We start from the raw sequence: 25,777 nt of genomic DNA on the forward strand, positions 1-25,777 counted from the left end.
CAGTTGTGGCTTCCCCACGCGCCACAAATCACGCTCTACGTCCAGGCCAACACCCCACCCCGCCCCCGTCCCCGCCCCTGCCACCCGCAGCCACCGACCCCGGGGAAGTTCAGCCGTCCGGCGTTTGAGGACCGGGGTCCGGGGCGGAGCCCCGGGAGTTCGGGCGCAGCCTGGTTCCCCGTTTTCGGTCGGGCTGCGCTAAATCCAGCCCCGCCGGCGTTTGAGGCGCGGGGTCTGGGGCGGAGCCCCAGGGGGTCCGGGCGCAGCCCGGGACCCCGCTTTCAGCCCGGCCGGCGTTTGAGGGCCGGGTCCGGGCTGGCCCGGGGAACGGTGGAAGGGTGGGTAGGGGAGCTCCGCCCCGCGCAGCGGCAAGGGGCGCAGCGGGGGCTTCGACCCGCAGGGCAGGGCAGGGCGGTTGTGGTGTGGCACATGGGCAGAGGGATCTGGGAGGACGGAAGCGATGAGCGAAGCGACGAGGGGGCGGCGAAGGTCGCCCCGCGACCTGGTGGGCGGCGCCCCCGCCGAAACCTGGAGCCTGCGCTTCGACGACCGTGAGCTGCCGGCCCAGCCCGGCCAGAGCATCGCCGCCGTCCTCTGGTCCGCCGGCATCCTCGCCTGGCGCACCACCCGCGGATCCGCCGCCCCCCGCGGAGCGTTCTGCGGGATCGGCAGCTGCTACGACTGCCTCGTCACCGTCAACGGCCGCCCGAACCAGCGTGCGTGCCTCGTGCCCGCCCGCTCGGGCGACCACGTCACCACCCAGGAGGGGACCGGTCATGACGACCTCGCCGTCTGACCTCGCCGTCGTCGGCGCCGGCCCCGCCGGTCTCGCCGCCGCGGTCACGGCCGCCGGCCTGGGCCTGCGGGTCACCCTGCTCGATGCGGGGGAGCGGCCCGGCGGGCAGTACTTCCGCCACCCCGCGCCCGGCCTGGGTGCGGCCCGCCCCGAGGCCCTGCATCACGGGTGGGCGGACTTCGCCTCGCGGGAGGCCGCCCTGCGCGGGCATGTGGCGGCCGGCCGGATCGGCTACCTGTCGCAGCACCATGTCTGGACGGTGACCCCGGAGGGCCCTGCCTGGGTCCTGCACGCCGTCGCCGGGCCCGATGAGGCCCAGGTGATCGTCCGGGCGGGGGCCGTCCTGCTCGCCACCGGTGCCTACGAGCGGCAGCTGCCCTTCCCCGGCTGGACCCTGCCCGGGGTCGTCGGGGCGGGCGGGGCGCAGGCCATGCTCAAGAGCGGGCTCGTGCTTCCGGGCCGGCGGGTGGTGGTCGCCGGGAGCGGGCCCCTGCTGCTCGCCGTGGCCGGCTCGCTCGCGGCGGCCGGAGCCCGGGTGCCGGCCGTCGTGGAGGCCGCGGCGTACGGCGGCTACGCCTCCCACGCCCCCGCCTTGCTGCGCAACCCCGGCAAGCTCGCCGAAGGCGCCACGTACGGCGGGGCCCTGCTCCGCCACGGGGTGCGCCTGCTGACCCGGCACGCCGTCACCGAGGCCCACGGCACCGACCGGGTCGAGGCCGTCACGGTGACCCGTCTCGACCGGGACTGGAGCCCGGTCGCGGGCACCGGCCGCCGCATCCCCTGCGACGCCGTGGCCGTGGGTCACGGGCTGGTGCCCCAGCTGGAGCTGGCCACCGGTCTGGGCTGTGCCACTCGGGTGGGTCCGGACGCCACCGTTGCCCTGGAGCTGGACGCCGGGCAGCGCACCTCCGTTCCCGGGATCTGGTCGGCCGGGGAGACCGGTGGTATCGGCGGAGCCCAACTGGCCCTGGCGGAGGGGGAGATCGCGGCCCATGTGGTTGCGGGCCGGCCGGTTCCGGCGCGCCTGGTGCGTACCCGTACGAGGCTGCGGGCCTTCGCCGCCGCGATGGCCGGCGCGCACCGGCCGGGCCCGGGCTGGACCGGCTGGCTGCGGGAGGACACGGACGTGTGCCGCTGCGAGGAGGTCGCGGCGGGCCGGATCCGGGAGGCCGTCGAGGACCTGGGGGCGCGGGACGCGCGTACGGTCAAACTCCTCACCCGGGCCGGGATGGGCTGGTGCCAGGGCCGGATGTGCGGTCCGGCCGTCGCCGCCCTCGCAGGGGGCGGACCGGCCCCCGACCGCAGGCCGCTGTCCTGCCCGGTTCCGCTCCGGCACCTCGCCGCGCTTCCGCCCGAACTCCCTGAACTCCCCGAACTTCCCTGACGGGACCGCCGACAGGGTGGCCGCGCCTCTTGTGGCCACGTCGTACGCACTAGTAAAATGTCACACATCACTCTAGGGAGCTTCCTCATGACCCACGCGCACACCCCCGCGCCCGCCGGTACGGACACCCGCACCCGCCCCTGGCACGGCATCATGGTCGCCACCACCCTGCCCCTGAGGGAAGACCTGAGCGTCGACCACGACGCGTACGCCGAGCACGTGGCCTGGCTGATCGCCAACGGCTGCGACGGCGTCGTCCCCAACGGCTCCCTCGGCGAGTACCAGACCCTCACCGACGAGGAGCGCGCCGCGGTCGTCCGCACCGCCGTCGAGGCCGCCGGCGACGGCGCCCGCGTGATGCCCGGAGTCGCCGCCTACGGCAGCGCCGAATCCCGCCGCTGGGCCGAGCAGGCCGCCGAGGCCGGCGCCGGGTCCGTGCTCCTGCTGCCGCCGAACGCCTTCCGGGCCGACGCGGACGCCGTGCGCGCCCACTACGCCGAGGTCGCGCGTGCCGGTGTGCCCGTGGTCGCGTACAACAACCCCATCGACACCAAGGTGGACCTCGTCCCGGCCCTGCTCGCCCGGCTGCACGCCGACGGCTCCATCGTCGCCGTCAAGGAGTTCAGCGGGGACGTGCGGCGCGCCTACGAGATCGCCGAACTCGCCCCGGGCCTTGACCTGTTGATCGGAGCCGACGACGTCCTGCTCGAACTGGCCCTGGCCGGCGCCGTCGGCTGGATCGCCGGCTACCCCAACGCGCTCCCGCAGGCCTGCGCCACCCTCTACCGCGCCGCGGTCGCCGGAGACCTCGACACCGCCCTGCCGCTCTACAAGTCCCTGCACTCCCTGCTGCGCTGGGACTCCAAGACCGAGTTCGTCCAGGCGATCAAGCTCTCCATGGACCTGGCCGGCCGCCCCGGCGGCCCCACCCGCCCGCCGCGCTTCCCGCTCACCGGCGAGATCGAGGCCGGGGTCCGTGCCGCCACCGAGAAGGCGCTCGCCGAGGGTCTCAACTAACGCAGTCCAAGGGGGACTTGATGCGCACTCGCAACATCTACCACGCGGTGGACTCGCACACCGAGGGCATGCCCACCCGGGTGATCACCGGAGGAGTCGGGGTGATCCCCGGCGCCACCATGGCCGACAAGCGGCTCCACTTCATCGAGCACCTGGACCACATCCGGACCCTGCTCATGTACGAGCCGCGCGGCCACTCCGCGATGAGCGGCGCCATCCTGCAGCCCCCGACCCGCCCCGACGCCGACTTCGGCGTCCTCTACATCGAGGTGTCGGGCCTGCTCCCCATGTGCGGGCACGGCACCATCGGGGTCGCCACCGTTCTGGTGGAAACGGGCATGGTGCCCGTCGTCGAGCCGGTCACCACCGTCCGGCTCGACACCCCGGCCGGGCTCGTCAGCGTCGACGTCCGGGTCGAGGACGGGGCGGCCACCGCCGTCACCTTCACCAACGTCCCGGCCTTCAGCGTCGGCCTCGACCTCAAGGCCGACATCCCCGGACACGGCACGGTCACCTACGACCTCGCCTACGGCGGCAACTTCTACGCCTTCGTCGAACTCGACTCCCTCGGGCTCCCCTTCGACCGGGAGCGCGGGGACGATCTGCTCGCCGCAGGCCTGGCCCTCATGGAGGCGATCAACGCCTCCGAGGACCGGCCCGTCCACCCCGAGAACCCCTCCATCGCCGGGATCAAGCACGTCTACCTCGCCGCCCCCGGCTCCGACGCCCGCCGCTCCCGGCACGCGATGGCCATCCACCCCGGCTGGTTCGACCGCTCGCCCTGCGGTACGGGAACCAGCGCGCGCATGGCGCAGCTGCACGCCCGCGGACTCCTGGGCCTGGACACGGACTTCGTCAACGAGTCCTTCATCGGAACCGAGTTCACCGGCCGCCTCGTCGGCGAGACCACGGTGGGCGGCCGCCCGGCGCTCGTGCCCACCGTCACCGGCCGGGCCTGGATCACCGGCACCGCCCAGTACTTCCTCGACCCGTCCGACCCGTTCCCCGGAGGGTTCCTCTTGTGACCGTCGTGAGAACCGTGGACTACCACACCGCGGGCGAGCCCTTCCGCATCGTCGACCTCACCTCCGGGGGCGCCCTGCCCGTGCCCGGGGACACCGTCGCCGAGCGCTGCGCCACCGCCATCGGACCGGGGGGATCGGGCACCGCCCCCCGGCGCGGGCCGCTGGACGACGTACGCCGGCTCCTCGTGCAGGAGCCGCGCGGGCACGCGGGGATGTACGGGGGCTTCGTGGTCCCGCCCGACGACGACGGGGCCCACTTCGGGGTGCTGTTCTGGCACAAGGACGGCTACTCCACCGCCTGCGGCCACGGCACCATGGCGCTGGGCGTCTGGGCCGTGGACACCGGCCGGGTCGCCGCCCCGGAGGACGGGGACGTCCAGGTACGGATCGACGTGCCCTCGGGGCGGGTCGCCGCGACCGTGCACCGCGCGGGGGGCCGCACCACCGGGGTCACCTTCCGCAACGTCCCGGCCCGCGCCACCGCCCGCAAGGTGCCCGTGGCCACCACGCTGGGCATGGCCGAGGTGGACATCGCGCACGGCGGGGCCTGCTACGCCTCCCTGGCCGCCCGGGACCTCGGCCTGGACGTGACCCCGGCCTCCCTGCCCGCGCTCGTGCGGGCCGGGAAGGAGATCCGGGCCGCCCTGGCCACCCACCCGGGGACCTGGCACCCGGACGGGCCGCTGCTCTCCGGGGTGTACGGGGTGACCCTGTACGAGGAGCTCCCCGACACCCCCTTCGGACCCCACCAGCGCAACGTCACCGTCTTCGCCGACGGGCAGATCGACCGCTCGCCCTGCGGCTCCGGCACCTCGGCGCGGCTCGCGCTGCTCGCCGAGGACGGGCGGCTGGGGGAGGGCGACGACCTGCTGCACGAGTCGGTCGTGGGCACGGTGTTCACCGGCCGCGTCGCCGCGCGGGTGCCGGAGGGCGTGGTCACCGAGGTCACCGGTACGGCGTACCGCACGGGCGAACACCTCTTCAGCGTCGACCCGCAGGACGCGCTCGGCGCCGGGTTCCTGCTGTGATCCCGCAGCTGTCGGCCGCCGAGATGGCCGGACTGCTCACCCCGGCCGCCGCCGCGGACGCCCTGGCCGGGGCGCTGCGGGCCGGACTCGATCCGGAGACCTGCCCGCCGCGCAGCGCCCTGCCGGTGCCGGGCGGCGGGGAACTGCTGCTCATGCCGGCCGCCACCGGGGCCTACGCCGGCGTGAAGATCGCCGGGGTGGCCCCGGGGAACCCGGCGCTCGGGCTGCCGCGGATCACCGGGTCCTACCTCCTCCTGGACGGGCCCACCCTGCGCCCCCTCGCCCTGCTCGACGGGGCGGCGCTGACCACCCTGCGCACGCCGGCGGTCTCCGCGCTCGCACTGCGCCACCTGGCTCCGGCGGGCCGGCCGTTGCGGCTGCTGCTCTTCGGTTCGGGGCCGCAGGCGTACGGGCACCTCGAAGCGGTGCTCGCGCTGCGGCAGCTGGCGGAGGTGGTGGTCGTGGCCCGTGCGGGGTCCGCGGCCGGCGCCGCCGCCGCGGAGGAACTGGCGGCGCACGCGCGCGGCCTGGGCGTCCCGGCCCGGCCGGGGGTGGCGGCGGAAGTGGCCGACGCCGACCTGGTGATCTGCTGCACCACCTCCCGCGAGCCCCTCTTCGACGGGCGGCTGATCGCCCCGGGCGCCACCGTGGTCGCGGTCGGCTCGCACGAGCCGGACGCCCGCGAGGTGGACACGGCGCTGGTGCGGCGGGCGGCCGTGTACGTGGAGTCGCGTGCGGCGGCCCTGCGCGAGGCGGGGGACCTGCTGGTGCCCGAGGCCGAAGGGGCCATCGGCGCCGGTCACATCAGCGGCACCCTGGCCGACCTGGTCGCGGGGCGGATGCCGGGGGCGGGCGCGGCGAGTTGTCCACAGCTCTTCAAGAGTGTGGGCATGGCCTGGGAAGATCTCGCTGTGGCGGTCGCCCTGTTCGAGGCGGCCGGGAGCGGTGTCCACTGAGGAGGGAGCGCAACGTGACATTGTACGCTGTTCCTCCGCACACCAGTGGTGTGAGCGGTCTCGGAGGAAATGCAATGGGTGACCTGAAGCAGCACAGCCTCATCAAGGCTCAGGAACGGCTCCGCGACCAGGTCGGCCACGCCCTGAGGGCGGCCCTGATAGCGGGCGAGCTGCGCCCCGGGAGCGTCTACTCCGCCCCCGGCCTCGCGGCCGAACTGGGCGTCTCGGCCACCCCGGTGCGCGAGGCCATGCTCGACCTGGCCCGCGAGGGCCTGGTGGAGCCGGTCCGCAACAAGGGCTTCCGGATCACGGAGGTCAGCGAGCGCGATCTGGACCAGTACACCGAGCTGCGCACGATGATCGAGGTCCCGACCATCGGCAAGATCACGAAGATCGCCACGCCCGAGGCACTGGAGGCGCTGCGCCCCATCGCGCAGGAGATCGTCACCAGCGCGCGCGAGCACAACCTCATCGGGTACCTGGAAGCCGACCGCCGCTTCCACCTCACCCTGCTCGGCCTCTCGGGCAACGACCGCCTGGTGGAAACCGTCGGCGACCTGCGCAAGCGCTCCCGGCTGTACGGCCTGACGGGCCTGGACGAGGCCGGCAAGCTGGTCTCCTCCGCCGAGGAGCACATCGAGCTCCTCGACCTGATGCTCAGCGGCGACGCCGAGGCGGCCGAAGCCTGCATGACCCGCCACCTGGGCCACGTCCGCTCCCTCTGGGCCCAGGGCCGCGACGAACCGGTCGGCCGCCCGAAGGGCCGCCTGGGCACGGGGCTCTAGGCGCCGGAGCTCCAGACCGGTCATCGCGACGCCGGGCAGCGCAGCAGCGCGCCCGGCGTTCGGCATGCCCAACGCCCCTTCCCCCGGGCGGATTTGGACACGGCTGGATAACGGTGGATGCAACCGGGGTCCAGCCCCTTGTCAGTGCAATTTCACATTACTATGTTACCGGTCACATCATAGAGCGCGGCCCTTCACTGGAGTGACCCATGACCAAGCGCACCCAACTCGCCCTCGCCACCGCCCTGGTGGCCGCACTCGCACTCGGCGCCTCGGGCTGCTCCGACCCCAAGAAGGGCTCCGCCGCAGGAGCCGGCGCGTCCAACCCCGCCTCCGCCAACGACGGCAAGATCCTCGGCGGCGCGCCCGTCAAGGGAGGCACCCTCACCGTCCTGTCCAACCAGGACTTCGCCCACCTCGACCCCGCCCGCAACTGGGTCATGCCGACCATGGACTTCGGCACCCGCCTCCTCTACCGCACCCTGGTCACCTTCAAGGCCGAGCCGGGCAAGGCGGGCAGCGAGCTCGTCCCCGACCTCGCCACCGACCTCGGCACCCCGTCCAACGGCGGCCGCACCTGGACCTTCACCCTGAAGGACGGCCTCAAGTACGAGGACGGATCGCCCATCAAGGCGCAGGACATCAAGTACAACGTCGAGCGCTCCATGGCCCCCGACCTCACCGGCGGCCCCGACTACGCGGCCCAGTACCTCGCCGGCACCGAGGGCTACAAGGGCCCGCTCCAGGGCAAGCACCTCGACTCCGTGAAGACCCCCGACGACCGCACCATCGTCTTCGAACTGAAGCGTCCCGTCGCCGAGTTCTCCGCGACCGCCACCCTCCCCACCTTCGCCCCGGTCCCCGAGTCGCAGGAGAAGGGCACGCAGTACGACGCCCGCCCGTTCTCCTCCGGCCCGTACAAGATCGAGTCCTACGACCGCGACAAGAAGCTCGTCCTGGTCCGCAACGAGCACTGGGACGCCACGACCGACACCGTCCGCAAGGCCTACCCCGACAAGTTCGTGGTCGTCATGGGCCTCAAGGGCGGCCAGATCGACGACCGGATCATCGCCGCGGAGGGCGCCGACGCCTCCGCCGTCCAGTGGTCCGACATGCGGCCCGAGAGTGCCCCCAAGGTGCTGCCCAAGGCGGAGGTCAAGTCGCGGCTGCTGGCCGAGTCCCAGGGCTGTACGGAGATGCTCCAGATGAACAACTCCCGCGCCCCCTTCGACGACCCGAAGGTTCGCGAGGCCTTCCAGTACGCCGTCGACAAGGAGGCCGTGGTCACCGCGGGCGGCGGCCCGGCGCTCAACGAGGTCGCCACCGCCTACCTGCCGCCGGCCCTCTCCGGCGGCAAGCAGGCCGACACCCTGAAGATCGCCCCGTCCGGCGACCCGGCCAAGGCAAAGGAGCTCCTCAAGGCCGCGGGCAAGGAGACCCTGAAGGTCTCCCTGGCCGTCTCCACCGGCGACAAGGGCAAGGCGGAGGCCGTCCAGCAGGGCCTGGCCCGCGCGGGCGTCGAGGTGGTCATCGACACCGTCGACCCGGGCGCCTACTACGACGTCATCGGCGACACCACCACCGCCCCCGACCTGGTCCTGTCCGGCTGGTGCCCCGACTACCCCTCCGGCTCCACCTTCCTCCCCTTCGTCTTCGACGGCCGCACCATCAAGGCCAAGGGCAACTCGGGCAACTACTCGCAGTTCAAGGACGAGGCGACGATCAAGCGGATCGACGAGATCAACGCCATGGCCGACGCCAAGCAGGCCAACCAGGCCTGGATCGACCTCGACGCCGAGCTCATGAAGAAGTCCCCGGCCGTCCCCGTCCTGCTGGAGCGCAAGCCGCTCCTCGTCGGCACCAACATCGCCGGCGCCTTCGGTCACCCCGTCTGGGTCGGCCAGCTCGACTACGCCACCATCGGCCTCAAGGACCCCTCGAAGAGCCAGGGCTGAGGGAGGGAAGGGGAACAGGGGAACAAGGAATTCCTGACACCATGACCACCACCGCACCCGGCGCCGACGGCCCGGCGGCCCCGGCCCCGGCCCCGGCGCCGGCGCCGGGCGGGACACCGGCGCCCGGCGCCGGCACCGCCCGGCCCGCGGCGGCGCCCGGCAGCAGCCCCTGGCAGCTCGCCCGGCGGGAACTGCGCCGCCGCCCCGCCGTCCGCATCAGCCTCTTCGTCGTCCTCCTCTTCGTCCTGATGGCCGCCACCGCCCCCTGGCTCGGCGCGCTGGGCGGCTGGTCCCCCGACGAGTTCGACAAGTCCGCCATCGACCCCTATCTGGGCGGTCAGCCGCTGGGCTCCTTCGGCGGGATCAGCCCCGAGCACTGGCTCGGCGTGGAACCCGTCAGCGGCCGCGACCTGTTCGCCCGCGTCGTGAACGGCGCCCAGGTCTCCCTGCTCATCGCCTTCGCCGCCACCGCCATCGTGGTGGTGACGGGCACCGCCGCCGGAATCGCCGCCGGCTACTTCGGCGGGCGCACCGACACCGTCCTGTCCCGGCTGATGGACCTGACGATGTCCTTCCCGTCCCTCATCTTCATGATCGCGATGCTGTCCGTGGCCAAGGACGTCAACCGCATCGTCCTCATGACCGTGGTCATCGGCGTCTTCGGCTGGCCCGGCGTCGCCCGTGTCGTCCGCGGCCAGGCCCTCTCCCTCAAACACCGCGAGTACGTGGACGCCGCCCGCGTCGGCGGGTCCAGCTCCTGGCGGATCCTGACCCGCGACATCCTCCCCGGGGTCTCCGGCCCGGTCATCGCCTACACCACCCTGCTCATCCCCGGCATGATCAGCACCGAGGCCGCGCTCAGCTACCTCGGCGTGGGCGTGCGCCCGCCCACTCCCTCCTGGGGCCAGATGATCGCCGAGTCCGTGGCCTTCTACGAGACCGACCCCATGTACTTCGTCATCCCGAGCCTCTTCCTCTTCCTCGCGGTCCTTGCCTTCACCCTGCTCGGCGACGCCCTGCGCGACATCCTCGACCCGAGGGGCGGCCGCACGTGATCCTCTACCTCGCGCGCAGGCTGCTCGCCCTCGCCGGCGTCCTGCTGGCCATCGCCGCCGTCACCTTCCTCATCTTCTACGTGCTCCCCTCCGACCCGGCCGCGGCCGCCTGCGGCAAGACCTGCAGCGCCGAGCGGCTGGCCGACGTACGCGCGTACCTCGGCCTGGACCGGCCGCTGTGGCGGCAGTTCGGCGAGTTCCTCACCGGGATCTTCACCGGACGCACCCTCGGCACCGGCCAGTACGCCGTCCAGTGCGACTTCCCCTGCCTGGGCTACTCGTACGAGAACTCCCTGCCCGTATGGGACCTGCTGATGGACCGGCTCCCGGTCTCCGCCTCCCTCGCCGTCGGCGCGGCCGCCCTCTGGCTCGTCCTCGGTCTCGGCGCGGGGGTCACCGCGGCCCTGCGCAAGGACACGGCCACGGACAAGGTGCTCATGGTCGGCGCGGTCGCCGCAGCCTCCCTGCCCGTCTACTTCACCTCCGTGATGCTCATCTACGGGGTCATCCGCATCGCCGGTCTCCTGCCCTACCCCACCTACCAGGCCTTCACCGACAACCCGCTCGCCTGGGCGAGCAACCTGCTCCTGCCCTGGACCGCGCTCGCCCTGCTCTACGCCGCCATGTACGCCCGGCAGAGCCGCGGTTCGATGATCGAGGCGATGGCCGAGCCGTACATCCGCACCGCCCGCGCCAAGGGAATGCCCGAACGCACCGTCGTGGTCAAACACGGACTGCGCTCCGGGATGACCCCCATCCTCACCATCTTCGGCATGGACCTCGGCGGCCTGCTCGCCGGAGCTGTCATCACCGAGTCCATCTTCGGACTCCCGGGCATCGGGCGGCTGTTCTACGGGGCCCTGGTCAGCTCCGACCAGCCCGTGGTGCTCGGAGTCACCCTGCTGGCCGCCTTCTTCATCGTCGTCGCGAACCTCGCCGTCGACCTCCTGTACGCCGTCATCGACCCGAGGGTGAGGTACTGATGGCTCCTCCTCCCACACCGCCTCTGCTCCAAGTCCGCGACCTCCACGTCACGTTCACCACCCCGCGCGGCACCGTGCGGGCCGTCGACTCGCTCGGCTTCACCGTCGAGGCCGGCCGGACGCTCGGCATCGTCGGCGAGTCCGGCTCCGGCAAGTCCGTCACCTCCCTCGCCGTCATGGGCCTGCACCGGGGCGCCGAGATCGGCGGCTCCATCGCCCTCGAAGGGCAGGAGCTGACCACCAAGTCCGAGAAGGAGCTCTCCAAGCTGCGCGGCCGCAAGATGGCCATGATCTTCCAGGACCCGCTGTCAAGCCTGCACCCCTACTACACGGTCGGCGAGCAGATCGCCGAGCACTTCCGGGTCCACTTCCGGGCCGGCCGGGCCGCCGCGAAACGGCGCGCCGTGGACATGCTCGGCGAGGTCGGCATCCCCGAACCGGCCCGCAGGGCGGGGGAGTACCCGCACCAGTTCTCCGGCGGCATGCGCCAGCGAGCGATGATCGCCATGGCCCTGGCCTGCGAACCGGACCTGCTCATCGCCGACGAGCCCACCACCGCCCTCGACGTCACCGTGCAGGCGCAGATCCTGGAGCTGATCGCCGGCCTCCAGGAGGAACGCGGACTCGGCGTCGTCATGATCACCCACGATCTGGGCGTGGTCGCCCGCGTCGCCCACGAGGTGCTCGTCATGTACGGCGGCAGGGCCGCCGAACAGGCCCCCGTGGACGACCTGTTCGCCGACCCGGCGCACCCGTACACCCGGGGGCTGCTCGACTCGCTGCCCCGGCTCGACGACGCCGACGACGATCCGCTGCGCGCCATCCCCGGCTCCCCGCCCTCCCTGCTCGCCCCGGCCCCGGGGTGCGCCTTCGCCCCGCGCTGCTCCGTGGCCGCTGCGAACACCGAGGAGGACCGGGAGCGCTGCACGACCGTACGCCCCGAGCTCCGGCCCTACGGAGCCTCCGGCCGCGAGACGGCCTGCCACTTCGCGGGCGCCGTCCGGGAGGTGACCCGATGAACGCCCCGCACCGGGTGGCGGGCCCGCGCACCGACGGCATCCCGGCAGCCCGCGGGGAGGTCCCGCCGCCGCTGCTCAGCGTCCGCGACCTCACCATGGCCTTCCCCGGCAAACGCACCGCGACCGGGCGCCGGGGGGCGCCCGTGCGCGCCGTCGACGGAGTCTCCTTCGACCTGGAGGCCGGACGCACCCTCGGCCTCGTGGGGGAGTCGGGCTGCGGCAAGTCCACCACCGGGCGGATGCTCGTCCGGCTGCTGGAACCGACCTCCGGCAGCGTGGAGTTCGAGGGCAGGGACATCAGCCGGCTCTCCCAGAGCGCCCTGCGCCCGCTGCGCCGCAACCTCCAGATGGTCTTCCAGGACCCGCACTCCTCCCTCAACCCCCGCCAGACGGTGGCCCGGATCATCTCCGACCCGCTGCTGGTCCAGGGGTCGGGCGCGGCGGACGCCCGGCGCCGGGCCGCCGAGCTGATGGAACTCGTCGGACTGATCCCGGAGCACATCGACCGCTATCCGCACGAGTTCTCCGGCGGCCAGGCGCAGCGCATCGGCATCGCCCGGTCCCTGGCCACCAGCCCCCGGCTGATCGTCGCCGACGAACCGGTCTCGGCGCTCGACGTCTCCGTCCAGGCCCAGATCGTGAACCTGATGGAGCGGCTGCGCGCCGAACTGGGCCTGGCCTACGTGTTCATCGCGCACGACCTCTCGGTCGTCAAACGGGTCAGCGACCGGGTCGCCGTCATGTACCTCGGCCGGATCGTGGAGATGGGCGACAAGAAGTCGCTCTACGAGAACCCCCAGCACCCGTACACCAGGGCGCTGTTGTCCGCCGTCCCGCTGCCCGACCCGGCGGCGGAACGGCGGCGCGAGCGGATCGTGCTGCTCGGCGATCCGCCGAGTCCGGCCGCCCCGCCCCCGGGATGCACCTTCCACCCCAGGTGCCCCGTGGCGCAGGAGATCTGCCGCACCGAACGGCCGCTGCTGCGGACGGTCGCCTCCCGTGAGGTGGCCTGCCACCTGGCGTAGCCGCGGACGCCCGGGGGACCGGCGGGGAACCCGGGTACGGGGGAAGGGCCCCGGAGCGATGATCTCGCTCCGGGGCCCTTCCCCCGTTCCGACGGCGCCGTCCAGAAGGCGCTTGTTCCGACGACGCCCGTTGCGCCGGGACCGTTCCTGCGGCGCCCGTTCCGCCGGGGGCTCAGGCGAGGCCCAGCTCCTTGCGGAAGAACTCCAGCTCCAGCGCCATGATCTTCTCCCGCGCCCCGCCCGGGGTCATGTGGGTGACCCCCGGCAGTGCGAGGAGCTGGTGCGGGCGGCCCGCGTCGGTCAGGGCCTGCGAGAGGCGCAGGGTGTGCGAGGGGTGGACGTTGTCGTCGGCCAGCCCCGTGACCAGCAGCAGCGGCCGGCGCAGGCCCGCGGCGTCGGCGAGCAGGCTGTCCCGCTCGTACACCTCCGGGTGCTCCTGGGGCAGACCGAGGTACCGCTCGGTGTACGCGGTGTCGTACTGCCGGAAGTCGGTCGGGGCGGCCCCGGCCGCCGCCGCGTGGAAGACGTCCGGGCGGCGCAGCACCGCGAGCGCGGAGAGGTACCCGCCGTACGACCAGCCGCGCACGCCGACCCGGGTCAGGTCGAGGTCGCCGTGGCGCGCCCCGAGCGCCTGCAGGGCGGCGACCTGGTCCTCCAGGGTGACCTCGGAGAAGCCCCGGTACATGGCGTGCGTGTGCCGCGGCGAGACGTGTGCGGTGCCGCGGTTGTCGACGGTGACCACGGCGAAGCCCTGGTCGGCCCACCACTGCCGGTGCTGCCAGCGGCGCGGCTCGGCGCTGACGTCCTGCATGCCGGGGCCGCCGTAGCTGTCCATCAGGACGGGCAGCCGCGTGCCGCGGACGTGCCCGCGCGGCAGCACCAGGGCGGTGGGCACCGCGTGCTCGGTGACCCGCTCCAGCACCGGGACCACCCGGTAGGGCAGCGGCTGCGCGAGGTCGACGGGGGCGAGCTCCCGCCCGTCGGCGGTCCGCAGGACGCGGCGGATCCCGTCGGCGTCGGCGTGGCTCAGCAGCAGCGCCCCGGCGGAGGCCGCCAGGACGGAGTGCACCCCGGGCCCGTCCGCGAGCGGGGTCAGGCCGCCGGTGTCCGGGTCCAGCAGGAGCACCTGCTGCTCGGCGGGGTCGCGGAGCCCGGCCTCGATCAGCAGCCGGTTCCCGTGGGTGCCGGCCACCCCGCGGACCTGGATCCCGTCGCCGGTGAGGAGCGTGCCGTCCAGCGCGAGCGCGCGGGCGGCCCCGCCGGGGGTGTCGGCGGAGGTGAGCATCCGGCCGTCGGCCAGCCGCGCCGGGGTGCCGGGGAGCAGAGGGTCCACCCACTGGGGGTGCGTGGTGCGCGACAGCTCCCGGGTGCGGCCGGTGTCCGGGTCGGCGGAGAGCAGCAGGACGTTCTGCTGGAGCCGGTCGTGCACGGTGAGCAGGATCTCGGCGGTCGAGTCCCATGCGGCGTCGGAGACGTACGGATAGGTCTCGGCGTCCCAGTCGAGGCGCACGGCGCCGTCCGGGCCCGGACCGAGCACCCACAGCTGCACGTCGGCGTTGGGGCCGCCCGCCTCGGGGTACGCGAAGTCCTCGGCCGGCAGTTCCGGATGCGCCGGGTCGGCGAACCAGCGGCGCTGGAGGGCGGATTCGTCGACGCGGGCGGCCAGCAGCCGCTCCCCGCCGGGGGACCACCAGTGCCCCCGGTGCCGGTCGAGCTCCTCGGCGGCGGCGAACTCCGCGACTCCCCAGCGGGTCCCGTCGTCGGGGCTGACCCGGCCGCCGGGGACGGTGTGCAGGGCGTCGCCGGTGACGTAGGCGATGCGCGAGGCGTCGGGGTTCGGGCGCGGGTCGAAGACGGGCCCGGCGGCGGGGAGTTCCTCGGGCTGCGCGGGCGCTCCGGCCTGCGCCGCGCGGGCGCCTTCGTACGCGGCACGGAACAGGCGTCCGTAGAGCGCGAACACGGCGGTGCGCCCGTCGGCGGAGAGCGCGTAGGAGCCGATCCCGGCGGCGACGAGCCGCGAGCGCTCGCGCAGCCGGCGCTCGACGACGGGGAGGGGCGCGGGCTCGGGGGACAGCTCGCGGGGGTCGGCGAGCAGGGTTTCGGCACCGGTGGCGGTGTCCAGGACCCAGAGGCCGTCGAAGGGGTCGGTGGGGCCGCTGGAGCGGAGGAACCAGAGGAGCCGGCCTTCGTCGCCGAAGGAGAAGGCGCGCGGGGCGCCGTAGGTGAAGCGGGCGGTGCTCGCGGAGAGCCTGAGGAAGTCGTCATCCATGCGATCCATGGAATCAGTGTGTCATGTGAAATACCACACGGCATATATCACATAGCCATTGCCGGACGGGCCGTGAGGCCTAGGCCGTTCGAGTGGTGACACCCCGAATACGGGTTTAGCGTCGAAAAAGTGGATCCGAACGCGACGCCGAGCAATACCAGCACCGGGACCGACGGCAAGGTCCAAGGCAACGGAGGCGGAAACGGACTTGCCCTGTTCGTGATCGCCTCGTGCCAGCTCATGGTCGTTCTCGACATCACCATCGTGAACATCGCGCTGCCGCACATCCAGACGGCGCTCAACTTCTCCACCGAGAGCCTGTCCTGGGTCGTCAACGCCTACACCCTCACCTTCGGCGGCCTGCTGCTCCTCGGCGGCCGAACCGGCGACATCCTCGGCCGGCGGCGCGTCTTCATCTTCGGCGTCCTGCTCTTCGGCCTCGCCTCCCTGCTGGGCGGATTCGCCCAGAACGCGGGCCAGTTGATGGGCGCCCGCGCCCTCCAGGGCGTCGGCGGCGCCATCGCCTCGCCGACCGCCCTCGCCCTGATCACCACCACCTTCCGCGAAGGCCCCGAACGCAACCGGGCCTTCGGCGTCTTCGCCGGAGTCTCGGCCGGCGGCGGCGCGATCGGCCTGCTGGCCGGCGGCATCCTCGTGGAATGGCTCAACTGGCGCTGGGTGCTCTTCGTCAACGTCCCGATCGCGCTGCTCATCGCCCTCGTCACCCCGAAGGTGATCCGCGAGTCCAAGCGCCACCCCGGCCACTTCGACTTCGCCGGCGCCCTGCTCTCCACCCTCGGCATGGTGGCCCTGGTCTACGGATTCATCCGCGCCTCCCAGGAGGGCTGGCGGGACGGGCTGACGCTCGGCTCCTTCGCGGCGGCCGTGATCCTGCTGTCCCTCTTCATCGTCAACGAACGGCGCTCGCCGCAGCCCATCACCCCGCTGCACATGTTCGCCGACCGCAACCGGGCCGGCACGTACGCGATCATGCTCTTCTTCGCCTGCGCGATCTTCGGGATGTTCTTCTTCCTCACCCTGTTCGTGCAGAACGTGCTGGGCTTCAGCCCGCTGCGCGCCGGACTCGCCTTCCTCCCCGTCAGCGCGATGATCGCGGTGACGGCGGGGATCACCTCCCAGGGGCTGCCGAAATTCGGGCCCAAACCGTTCATGGTGGCCGGCTCCCTGTTCGCGGCCGCCGGCCTGGCCTGGCTCACGCAGACCGACATCCACTCGACGTACCTGGGCAGCATCCTCGGCCCGATGCTGCTGTTCGCCGCGGGCATGGGCATGCAGTTCGTGTCCCTGACCCTGATGGCCCTCTCGAACGTCCCCGACCGCGAATCGGGCGCCGCCTCCGGGCTCCTCAACGCGATGCAGCAGGTCGGTGGTTCGCTGGGCCTGTCCATCCTCGTCACGGTCTTCGGCACGGCCAGCCGCAACGAGGCCAAGGACCAGGCGGGCTCCTTCCTGCGCACCGCCACACCCGAACAGAAGCTCTTCTTCGCCAAGACCAAGCAGTACCCGAAGCCGTGGAGCGACCAGGTCCTCACCTCGGGCGTCAGCGCCGCCTTCGTGGCGGCAGCCGCGTTCACCCTGGTCACCGCGCTGATCGCACTCTTCGTCATCCAGGTACGCCCCTCGGACCTCGCCCGCCTCCAGGGCCACCACACGGCCGACTCGCAGACGGCCTGAGGCTCAGGCCTCCGGGCAGCCGACTCCAGCATCGAGAAGAAGTGCCGGCCGATGCAGGCGCGCGGTCCGCCGCCGAAGGGCAGCCAGGCGCAACGCGGCCGGGCCGCCTCCACCTCCGGGGTGAACCGGTCTGGATCGAACCGCTCCGGGTCCGGCCAGTGGCCGGGATGGCGGTGCGTCACCCAGGGCACCACGATCACATCGGCGCGGGCCGGAATTCCGACCCATCAGGCCGAACCTCGCCGCCCCGCCGAGCTCGTCCGCTGCCTGGCAGCGCCGCCCTCTTCGGCCGGGGCAGCCCGCCGGAGTCCAGACGGGATGGCGGGAGGAACTGGCCTCCGACGACTCGCCGTTCTGGTGGTGGTGGGGTACTGCGGCGGAGGTGCTCCGCAGACCGTCCCCGCGCAGCTCGCTACGGAACTAGCTGCGGTATCCCCAGCGTGCGTGGCCGTCCTTGCCCATGAAGCACTTCGCCGGGCGGCCGTCCTTGGTCGTCGCGCTGGCGCCGACCGGGGAGCAGGACTGGCCGAACTGGAGGCCCGGGGTCCCTCCACCGCCGCTCGTACTGCTGCCACCGCTGGTGCCGCTGCCCCCGTTGGAGCTGCCGCCCCCGTTCGAACTGCCGCCTCCGCCGGAGCTGCTGCCTCCCGAGGACGTCCCCTTGTCGTCGTCCTTCGGGGGATCGGCGGCCGGGGGCGGAGTAGGGCTTGGCGGGGGCTCCGGGTGGAGGCGGGTTCCCTCGCTCTGTGGGCAGGGCGCATCGGGGGCGGTCAGGGCCACCCGCTGTCCGCCGTTCGTGATGCCCTCGCCCGGGGCCGGTCCCTGGAGGCACACCAGCCAGGCGCCGGCATCGGCGGGGAGGGTGACGTCCGTGAAGACGCTCCTGCGCTGGAGGGCCCCTCCGCCGAGGATCTCGATCTGCTGCGCCGCGGCCGCGTACGTGACCCCCACGATCTGGGGCATGGGGCGTGCCACGGGCGCCGCCTGCGCGGTGGTGGTGGCGGTGACCGTGACGGTGACGGTGGGCCCCGGTACGGGCTGCTTCGACCCCGACTCGGAGCACGCCGCGACGATCAGGAGCAGTACGAGGAAGCCGGTCGCCATGCCCCCGCACCCCAGCAGGGTCCTCTGCGGCGACCCGAACCGCCCGGGCGGCGGGGGCTGGTTCAGCGGGTACCGGCCGGGGGAGGGCAGATCGGGCACGGGGATCCTCCGGCATTGCGTCGCATTGCGGGGAGTGTAGCGCCGGGCCACGGAGGCCGTCCGGGCCGGTCCCGTACTCGGTTCCCCCTCCGCACCTGGTCTACCGCGTGAGCGTTGTCGCATGCGACGCCGCCGGACATCACATCCCGGCCTGACCGGACCCCGCCTCTGCGGTAACGGGCCTGCTCCCGGTCGTTGTCACCGGGACGGCGAGGAAGCGGAAGGTTCCCCCGGGGTCCGGCAGCTCGGAGTACGGCCGCCAGGTGAGGTCGTAGCGGCCGCGGAGGTGCCGGGTGTTGTCGGCGTAGATGCCCTCGGCCCACAGGAGCGTGCCGGTGAGGGTGCGGCCTTCGTGGATGCGGAACTGCCGGTCGCGCGTCGGCCGGGAGCCGGATTTCGGGGCGGTCCAGAGTCCCGGGAAGTTGGTGACGAGAAGCGCGAGCCCGTCCTGGTGGGGCTGGTTGCAGAACTTCTCCAGCCTCACGATGTCCTCGACGAACTTGTGGCGGGCGACATCGTCCGCGGCCTGGTTCCGGAGCTGGTACTCCTCGTCCGGGAGGCCGGGCACGGTCCCGGCCCAGCTACGGGTGAAGTACTTGAACTCGATCAGGGTCTGGCCTTCCGGCCCGAGGCAGAGGAGGTCGAGGTGCTCGCGCCGGCCAGGGCTCCGCTGCGGTACCTCCAGCCGGCAGCGCACGTCGGGTGCCACCTCCCACAGGGCGCGGGCGAAAGCGTGCTGGAGATCGGCCTCCGAGTGGAATACCGGTCGGGTCCGGCGCAGTGCGTCCATCACCTCGCCGAGCGGTATGCCGGCGATCGTCCTCAGCTGCTGCGGTGTCGATGTCATCCGGACATTCAAGAGGCCGAGCGGCACGGGCTTCAAGGCGCCGGCGGGTCTGGCGTGCGTGAGCCTGAAATGACTGAGGCCCCGTCATCCTCCGTCAGAGGGGCGGGGCCTCAGGCCAGCCGGTGTGGTGCCGGTCCTAGTGCTGTGACCGGAAAGGTTCACCGGGTCACGCCGCCCGGCACGGCACCTCGCCGCGTTGTCGGACCACGCTAGTACGTCCAGTACGAGGCGTGGTCCTCCGCCTTGCGATGCACCGCACCGGACGACGCGACCCGGCAAACCTTTCCGGCCACAGCACTAGATGTCGCGGAAGATCTCGATCTGGGCGCCCACCGAGTTGAGGCGTTCCGCCAGTTCCTCGTAGCCGCGGTTGATGACGTAGACGTTGCGCAGGACCGAGGTGCCCTCGGCTGCCATCATCGCCAGGAGGACCACGACGGCGGGGCGCAGGGCCGGGGGGCACATCATTTCCGCGGCGCGCCAGCGGGTGGGGCCCTCGACCAGGACGCGGTGGGGGTCCAGGAGCTGGAGGCGGCCGCCGAGGCGGTTGAGGTCCGTGAGGTAGATGGCGCGGTTGTCGTACACCCAGTCGTGGATCAGGGTCTGGCCCTGGGCCACGGCCGCGATGGCGGCGAAGAAGGGGACGTTGTCGATGTTCAGCCCGGGGAAGGGCATCGGGTGGATCTTGTCGATCGGGGCTTCGAGCTTCGACGGGCGGACGGTGAGGTCCACCAGGCGGGTGCGGCCGTTGTCCGCGGTGTACTCGGGGGAGCGGTCGTGGTCGAGGCCCATCTCCTCCAGGACCGCGAGCTCGATCTCCATGAACTCGATCGGGACCCGGCGGATGGTGAGTTCGGATTCCGTGACGACCGCCGCGGCCAGCAGGCTCATGGCCTCGACCGGGTCCTCGGAGGGGGAGTAGTCGACGTCCACGTCGATGTTCGGGACGCCGTGGACCGTCAGGGTCGTGGTGCCGACGCCGTCGACCCGGACGCCGAGGGCCTCCAGGAAGAAGCACAGGTCCTGGACCATGTAGTTGGAGGAGGCGTTGCGGATGACGGTGGTGCCGTCGTGCCGGGCGGCGGCCAGCAGCGCGTTCTCGGTGACGGTGTCCCCGCGCTCGGTCAGCACGATCGGGCGGTCCGGGGAGATGCCGGCCTCGACCTGGGCGTGGTAGATGCCCTCGGTCGCGGTGATGTCCAGGCCGAAGCGGCGCAGGGCGATCATGTGCGGCTCGATGGTGCGGGTGCCGAGGTCGCAGCCGCCCGCGTAGGGCAGCTTGAAGTGGTCCATCCGGTGGAGGAGGGGACCGAGGAACATGATGATGCTGCGGGTGCGGCGGGCCGCGTCCGCGTCCATGGCGTCCATGTCGAGGCGGGCCGGCGGTACGAGTTCCAGGTCGACGCCGTCGTTGATCCAGCGGGTGCGGACGCCGATGGAGTTCAGGACCTCCAGGAGGCGGTAGACCTCCTCGATGCGGGCGACCCGGCGCAGGACCGTACGGCCCTTGTTGAGCAGCGAGGCGCACAGCAGGGCCACGCACGCGTTCTTGCTCGTCTTGACGTCGATCGCGCCGGACAGGCGGCGGCCGCCGACCACGCGCAGGTGCATCGGGCCGGCGTAGCCCAGGGAGACGATTTCGCTGTCGAGGGCTTCCCCGATGCGCGCGATCATCTCAAGGCTGATGTTCTGGTTGCCGCGCTCGATCCGGTTCACGGCACTCTGGCTGGTGCCGAGGGCGTCCGCGAGCTGACTCTGCGTCCAGCCCCGGTGCTGCCGGGCGTCACGGATGAGCTTGCCGATGCGTACGAGGTAGTCGTCTGCCATGGGTGCACCGTATCTCAGATATGAGATGTCGATCGAGTCGGGTGTGGCAGACGGGTGGCGGCGGGGCGCCGGCGGGCCTTACCGGTCGTCAGCTCCCATGGTGGGGCCGCTCCGTGCGTGGTGCGCGACGAGCCGGCCCAGCAGGCTGACGAGCTGCTCGCGCTCCGGTGCGGACAAAGGGGACAGAAGCTCCTCCTGGGCCGCGGTGAGCAGTTGCTCCAGCCTGCGCAGCCGGCGCTGGCCCGCGGCCGTGAGGGTGATGACGTTGCGGCGCCGGTCGGCGGGGTCGGGGGTGCGTTCCACCAGCTCGCCTTCGGCGAGTTCGTTGATGACGGCGACCAGGTCGCTGCGGTGGATGCCGGTGCGGCCGCTCAGGGCCGCCTGGCTCGCGGGGCCGAACTCGTCCAGGGCGACCAGGGCCGCGTAGTGCCATTTGTGCGCATCTGCCCCGCTCAGTTCCTCGGTGACGAGGCGTGCGGCGTGCGCCGAGGCCTGCGAGAGCAGTCGGCTGGGCAGTTCGCGCAGTCGCGCCGGGAGGGCGGAGGCATCCCTGCCTGCTTCTTCCGTGGTCATGCCGGGATCGTACCCCTTGCGTTCGGGGCACTAACGATTTAAGTTCGTTGGTGTCACGAACGTTAGTGGCGCCAACGAAATTGAGCGAACGGATGGTTCCGCCATGCCCGTCATCGACGTACTCGACTCGACCATGTACTACGAGGAGCTCCGAGCCCCCGACGCTGCCCCCGACGGCGTCCCCTTCGTCTTCCTGCACGGCAACCCGACCTCCTCCCACCTGTGGCGGCGGGTGCTGCCCCGGATCGGGGGCCCGGTCCGCGTCCTCGCCCCCGACCTCATCGGGATGGGCCGCTCCGGCAAGCCCGGCGGCGCGTACCGCTTCGCCGACCACGCCCGGTACCTCGACGCCTGGTTCGACGCCCTGGGGATCGGCGAGGCCGTCCTCGTCGGCCAGGACTGGGGCGGGGCGCTCGCCTTCGACCGGGCCGCCCGGCACCCCGGGACGGTCCGCGGCCTCGCCTTCATGGAGACGATCCTGCGGCCGGTGAGCTGGGCGGAGTTCCCGGCACCCGCCCGCCCGCGATTCGAGGCGCTGCGCACCCCGGGCGTGGGGGAGGAACTGGTCCTCGGCCAGAACCTCTTCATCGAGGACAGCCTGCACAGGACGGTCCTGACCCCGCTCCCGGCCGCCGACCACGCCGTCTACGCCGCCCCCTACCCCACCCCCGACAGCCGGCGGCCCATGCTCCAGTGGGGGCGCTCCATGCCGATCGGCGGGGAACCGGCCGATGTCACCGCCCGGGTGGAGGCCTACGACGGCTGGCTCGCCGACAGCCCCGAGGTCCCCAAACTGCTCCTGACCTTCGACGGCTCGCCCACGCTGATGATCACCCCGGAGCTGGCCGCCTGGAGCGAGCGGAACATCTCCGCGCTGGAGACCGAGTACTGCGGCGCCGCCGCCCACCTCTGCCCGGAGGACCGGCCCGAGGAGATCGCCGCCGCCGTCACGGCCTGGGCCGCACGCCACGGCCTCGCGGGCTGACCGGCGATGCGGGCCGACCGGCCTTGCGGGCCGACCGGCGATGCAGGCCCACCGGCGATGCGGCCCCAACGGCCTTGCGGACCGAACGCCCGGGGCCGGGGGCCGCACGGGCACCCCGCCCCGGCACGCCTCAGTGCCCGCAGGCGTGGTGCCGCCCCTTGCCGCCGCCCCCGTGGACCGAGGCGTACGAGGCCGGGCGCGCGCCCGCCGCCGCGGCGCGGGCCAGCCGGGCCGAGGCCGCCCGGCCCGACGCCGAATCCGCCTCGTGCACCACACGGCCGCCGACCAGGGTCATCCGTACGCCCGTCCCGCTGATGTCGGCCACCGGACAGCGCGTCACGTCCCGGTCCAGGAGCACCAGGTCCGCCGCCTTGCCCACCTCCACGGTGCCGGTCAGCTCCTCCTGGCGGAGCTGCCACGCCGTCCCCGCGGTGTGCATCCGCAGGGTGGTGTCCCGGCTCAGCGCCTCCCGCTCCCGGTACAGCTCGCCGGCGCCTTGCGCGCCCTGCCGGTCGATCGCCGTCCGGAGCTGGTTCCACACCTGGAGGGCGTCCACCGGCCAGTCCGAACCGCCCGTCAGCCGGGCGCCCGCCTTCTCCAGGCTGCGCGCCGGGTACAGCCGGCGGTGCCGCTCGGGCCCGATGTAGGGGAGCAGTGCCTCCACCGTCCAGGTGTCCCGGGTGGCCCACTGGAGCTGCATGCACGCCGCGACCCCGAGCTGCACGAAGCGCCGCAGGTCGGCGGGGTCCACGAGTTGCAGGTGTGCCACCGCGTTGCGGGCGTCCCGCTGTCCCGTGACCCGCCGGGCGTACGCGTAGCCGTCCAGCGCGGTGCGTACCGCCCGGTCCCCGAGCCCGTGGGCGTGCATCTGCCAGCCCGCCCCGTTGAAGGCGGCGCTGAGCCGGCCGTAGTCCGCCGCCGAGGTGTAGAGCTCGCCCCGGTTCGCGGTCGGCTTGCCGTTCCCGTCGAGGTACGGCTCCAGCAGGGCGGCGGTCTGCGCCGGGTACTCGATGACCCCGTCCAGGAAGACCTTGATCATCCCGAACCGGAGCCCCCGCACGCCCCCGAACTCCCGCCGCAGGCCCCGCGCGTACGCCAGCGAGGCCGCCGGGTCCTTGGCCTGGTCCGCTTCCAGCCGGATCGCGGGGACGATCCGCTGCGGCAGCCGGCCCGCCGCGGAGAGCGCCTGGTACAGCTCCAGTTCATGCCGCCCCACCAGGGCGTCCATCATCGTGGTGACCCCGGACGCGGCCGCCAGCCCCAGCACCTCGGCGCACGCGGCGACGAGTTCGGCGCGGGTGTGCTCGGGTATCAGGTGCCGCACCAGCCCCTGGGCGTCGTCCTTGAGGACGCCCGTCGGCTTCCCGTCAGCCCCCTTGACCACCTTGCCGCCGACCGGGTCGGGGGTGGCCGCCGTGATCCCGGCGATGTCCAGGGCGCGCTGGTTGGCCCACAGGTTGTGCCCGTCGCCGCCGATCAGGACGACCGGCCGCCGGGTCGGGAGCCGGTCCAGCACCGAGTGATGCGGGGCGGTGCCCGTGGGGAGCAGCCCGACCGGGTTCCAGTCCTCCACCACCAGCCAGCCGTCGGGCTCGGCGCCCGCGCCTCCGGTGTCGGCGAGGAAGCCGGTCAGGATCTCCAGGAGCTCGGCCTGCGTGGTCTCCGCGCTCTCCAGCGAAGGGGACAGCGAGCGCTCGCCGGCCCCGAGGGGGTGGACGTGGCCGTCGTGGATCCCGCTCATCACGGTGTTCCCGCGGGCGTCGACCACCTCGGTGTCGCGGCCCACGTACCGGCGCAGCGCGGCATCGGTGCCGGTGGCCAGGATCTTCCCGTCCCGGCCGACCGCGACGGCCCGTACCGGCCCCCGGTGGCCGGTCCCGGTGACCCCCGTGAAAACGGAGGCGTTGCGGATCACCAGCGCGGCCGAGTTCCGCCCGCCGGCGTGCGGGGCGGAGGCGGCCGCGGCGGGCCCGGCCCCCAGCAGACCGGCCGCGCCGGCGGCTCCGGCGGCGGCGAGGAGCCCGCGGCGCGACAAGGGGGAGAAGGCGGACGGCGGGGACAGCGGGGACGCAGGGGACAGCGGGGACCGGGGGGAAGGGGAAGACTGCATGCACACTCCCAAACGTTGGCGTGGCCAGGACGCTGTTTGATTAAGGCCTTAACCAGAAGCCGCTTCCGGCGACGGAATCCGTACGATGGCGCCGTGCCCGCCCCCTTCCGCGCAGTCGGACACGTCCCGACGCCCCCGCCCGCGCCGGTGCCGGGTCCGACCCTCGCCGACATAGCCCGCGCCGCCGAGGTCTCCACCGCGACCGTCTCCCACGCGCTCAACGGGACCGGCCGGCTCGGCGAGTCCACCCGCCGCCGGGTGCGCGAGGTCGCGGGGGCCCTCGGCTACGGAGGCCGGCGCGGACCGCACAACCGCAGCCTGGGCATCGCCGTGACCACGTACGCCGGCTTCGCCTGGGACTTCGCGAGGATCGCCTACTACGCCCGGTTGCTCATCGCCGCCACCTCGGCGGCGCACGCCCACGGCTACGCCCTGACCACGCTGCCCGCCGACCGCGGTGCCGAGCCGCTGTGGCACACCCTGGCGGTGGACGGGATGCTGCTGCTCGACAGCCCGGCCGACGATCCGGTGCTGCGCGCCCTGCGGGCGCGGGGGTTGCCGGTGGTCTTCGACGGGCCTCCGGCCGATCCGCGGCCGGGCGACGTGTGGGTGGACAACGACCACACCGCCACCACCCGCGAGGTGCTCGACCACCTGGAGGCCTCCGGCGCCCGGCGGATCGCCCTGCACGCGGGCTACGGCCGGGAGTTCTACACCGGGGCCGTCACCTCAGCCTATGAACACTGGTGCGCCGAGCGGGGCCGGGTCCCGCTGGTGATCGCCTTCGACCCGGACGACGGGGCCGGGCACGCCTTCGACCCCGCCTTCGCCGGACCGGACCGGCCCGACGCCGTGTACTGCGTGTACGACCCGGGAGGCCGGCAGGTGCTGGCCGCCGCCGCGCGCCACGGCATCGGCATACCGGGCGGCGCAGCGGGCACAGGACCGGCGGGAGGGGGCCTGCTGCTCGTCTGTGCCAGCGAGGACCCGGCGTACGCCGAGAACGAACCTTCCGTGACCACCGTCACCCTCGACCCGGAGCGGATCGCCGAATCGGCGGTTTCGTCCCTGGTCAAGCTCATCGAATCCGGACATGCGGAATTCACTGGGCGACGAGTCGTACCGGCGGCGCTGAGGGTGCGTGCCTCGTCCCGGCCCCCCGGCATGTACTAGAGTTATCTCGACATCGAGATATCTGCCCCGGACGTGCCGCAGCCGCCCCGCTGGTAAGGGTTACCTA

The 25,777-nt window shown here is 72.9% G+C and carries 21 protein-coding genes and 1 pseudogene; 15 read left to right on the forward strand and 7 right to left on the reverse strand.

The window, feature by feature from the left end:
- Positions 1-460: 460 nt before the first annotated feature.
- From ACIA8F_RS28365 to ACIA8F_RS28420, 12 genes are all read left to right on the forward strand, one after another.
- A complete protein-coding gene (locus tag ACIA8F_RS28365; RefSeq protein WP_399382943.1) occupies positions 461-796 on the forward strand; it encodes a (2Fe-2S)-binding protein in 336 nt (111 codons plus the stop codon).
- Positions 777-2,180: an NAD(P)/FAD-dependent oxidoreductase gene (locus ACIA8F_RS28370; protein ID WP_399382945.1), complete on the forward strand. Its 1,404-nt coding sequence runs from the start codon at positions 777-779 to the stop codon at positions 2,178-2,180. The genes ACIA8F_RS28365 and ACIA8F_RS28370 overlap by 20 nt, the downstream gene beginning before the upstream one ends.
- A gap of 87 nt (positions 2,181-2,267) precedes the next feature.
- Positions 2,268-3,197 carry a dihydrodipicolinate synthase family protein gene (locus ACIA8F_RS28375; RefSeq protein ID WP_356507596.1) on the forward strand — a complete coding sequence of 310 codons (930 nt, stop codon included), beginning with the start codon at positions 2,268-2,270 and terminating at the stop codon, positions 3,195-3,197.
- Between the two features lie 20 nt (positions 3,198-3,217).
- Positions 3,218-4,222 carry a proline racemase family protein gene (locus ACIA8F_RS28380; protein WP_399382947.1) on the forward strand — a complete coding sequence of 335 codons (1,005 nt, stop codon included), beginning with the start codon at positions 3,218-3,220 and terminating at the stop codon, positions 4,220-4,222.
- Entirely contained in the window at positions 4,219-5,250 is a 1,032-nt protein-coding gene (locus ACIA8F_RS28385; RefSeq protein WP_399382949.1) for a proline racemase family protein, read from the forward strand. The genes ACIA8F_RS28380 and ACIA8F_RS28385 overlap by 4 nt, the downstream gene beginning before the upstream one ends.
- A gap of 23 nt (positions 5,251-5,273) precedes the next feature.
- Complete coding sequence (locus tag ACIA8F_RS28390; RefSeq protein ID WP_399383079.1) at positions 5,274-6,206, forward strand: ornithine cyclodeaminase family protein; 933 nt, start codon at positions 5,274-5,276, stop codon at positions 6,204-6,206.
- A 74-nt stretch (positions 6,207-6,280) separates the two neighbouring features.
- Positions 6,281-6,991, forward strand: a complete 711-nt coding sequence (locus tag ACIA8F_RS28395; protein WP_399382951.1) for a GntR family transcriptional regulator — start codon at positions 6,281-6,283, stop codon at positions 6,989-6,991.
- 209 nt (positions 6,992-7,200) lie between these two features.
- A complete protein-coding gene (locus ACIA8F_RS28400) occupies positions 7,201-8,946 on the forward strand; it encodes an ABC transporter substrate-binding protein (protein WP_399382953.1) in 1,746 nt (581 codons plus the stop codon).
- A 41-nt stretch (positions 8,947-8,987) separates the two neighbouring features.
- The gene (locus ACIA8F_RS28405) at positions 8,988-10,001 is read left to right on the forward strand and encodes an ABC transporter permease (RefSeq protein ID WP_399382955.1); all 1,014 of its coding nucleotides are present in this window, start codon (positions 8,988-8,990) and stop codon (positions 9,999-10,001) included.
- The gene (locus tag ACIA8F_RS28410; RefSeq protein ID WP_399382957.1) at positions 9,998-10,984 is read left to right on the forward strand and encodes an ABC transporter permease; all 987 of its coding nucleotides are present in this window, start codon (positions 9,998-10,000) and stop codon (positions 10,982-10,984) included. Before ACIA8F_RS28405 ends, ACIA8F_RS28410 begins: the two co-directional genes overlap by 4 nt.
- The gene (locus ACIA8F_RS28415; protein WP_399382959.1) at positions 10,984-12,003 is read left to right on the forward strand and encodes an ABC transporter ATP-binding protein; all 1,020 of its coding nucleotides are present in this window, start codon (positions 10,984-10,986) and stop codon (positions 12,001-12,003) included. The genes ACIA8F_RS28410 and ACIA8F_RS28415 overlap by 1 nt, the downstream gene beginning before the upstream one ends.
- A 95-nt stretch (positions 12,004-12,098) precedes the next feature.
- Positions 12,099-13,028: an ABC transporter ATP-binding protein gene (locus tag ACIA8F_RS28420; RefSeq protein ID WP_399383081.1), complete on the forward strand. Its 930-nt coding sequence runs from the start codon at positions 12,099-12,101 to the stop codon at positions 13,026-13,028.
- Positions 13,029-13,200: 172 nt separating this feature from the next.
- On the opposite strand, the gene ACIA8F_RS28425 is transcribed toward ACIA8F_RS28420, so the two are convergent.
- On the reverse strand, positions 13,201-15,306 hold the full coding sequence (locus ACIA8F_RS28425) for a prolyl oligopeptidase family serine peptidase (protein WP_399382960.1): 2,106 nt from the start codon (positions 15,304-15,306) through the stop codon (positions 13,201-13,203).
- Between the two features lie 120 nt (positions 15,307-15,426).
- On the opposite strand from ACIA8F_RS28425, the gene ACIA8F_RS28430 reads away from it, so the two are divergent.
- Positions 15,427-16,992 (forward strand): MFS transporter, encoded by a 1,566-nt coding sequence (locus ACIA8F_RS28430; protein WP_399382961.1) that lies wholly within the window; start codon positions 15,427-15,429, stop codon positions 16,990-16,992.
- Between the two features lie 20 nt (positions 16,993-17,012).
- On the opposite strand, the pseudogene ACIA8F_RS28435 reads toward ACIA8F_RS28430, so the two are convergent.
- From ACIA8F_RS28435 to ACIA8F_RS28455, 5 genes and pseudogenes are all read right to left on the reverse strand, one after another.
- A pseudogene (locus ACIA8F_RS28435) lies at positions 17,013-17,210 on the reverse strand (cytochrome P450); the annotation flags it as partial.
- A gap of 202 nt (positions 17,211-17,412) precedes the next feature.
- On the reverse strand, positions 17,413-18,195 hold the full coding sequence (locus ACIA8F_RS28440) for a hypothetical protein (protein WP_399382962.1): 783 nt from the start codon (positions 18,193-18,195) through the stop codon (positions 17,413-17,415).
- A gap of 139 nt (positions 18,196-18,334) precedes the next feature.
- Entirely contained in the window at positions 18,335-19,042 is a 708-nt protein-coding gene (locus ACIA8F_RS28445; protein WP_399382964.1) for a hypothetical protein, read from the reverse strand.
- Between the two features lie 297 nt (positions 19,043-19,339).
- Positions 19,340-20,869, reverse strand: a complete 1,530-nt coding sequence (locus tag ACIA8F_RS28450; protein ID WP_243331486.1) for a UDP-N-acetylglucosamine 1-carboxyvinyltransferase — start codon at positions 20,867-20,869, stop codon at positions 19,340-19,342.
- A gap of 78 nt (positions 20,870-20,947) precedes the next feature.
- Complete coding sequence (locus ACIA8F_RS28455; RefSeq protein WP_399382966.1) at positions 20,948-21,442, reverse strand: MarR family winged helix-turn-helix transcriptional regulator; 495 nt, start codon at positions 21,440-21,442, stop codon at positions 20,948-20,950.
- 103 nt (positions 21,443-21,545) lie between these two features.
- On the opposite strand from ACIA8F_RS28455, the gene ACIA8F_RS28460 reads away from it, so the two are divergent.
- Complete coding sequence (locus ACIA8F_RS28460) at positions 21,546-22,427, forward strand: haloalkane dehalogenase (RefSeq protein ID WP_399382967.1); 882 nt, start codon at positions 21,546-21,548, stop codon at positions 22,425-22,427.
- Positions 22,428-22,557: 130 nt separating this feature from the next.
- Here the strand turns inward: ACIA8F_RS28460 and ACIA8F_RS28465 are convergent, their stop codons facing one another.
- Positions 22,558-24,537 (reverse strand): amidohydrolase, encoded by a 1,980-nt coding sequence (locus ACIA8F_RS28465; RefSeq protein WP_399382969.1) that lies wholly within the window; start codon positions 24,535-24,537, stop codon positions 22,558-22,560.
- Positions 24,538-24,630: 93 nt separating this feature from the next.
- Here ACIA8F_RS28465 and ACIA8F_RS28470 point away from each other — a divergent pair, with 93 nt between their 5' ends.
- Complete coding sequence (locus tag ACIA8F_RS28470) at positions 24,631-25,710, forward strand: LacI family DNA-binding transcriptional regulator (protein WP_399382970.1); 1,080 nt, start codon at positions 24,631-24,633, stop codon at positions 25,708-25,710.
- Positions 25,711-25,777: the final 67 nt, after the last annotated feature.

It is taken from the genome of Streptomyces sp. NPDC051563 (genome assembly GCF_044454225.1).
Taxonomy (GTDB): domain Bacteria; phylum Actinomycetota; class Actinomycetes; order Streptomycetales; family Streptomycetaceae; genus Streptomyces.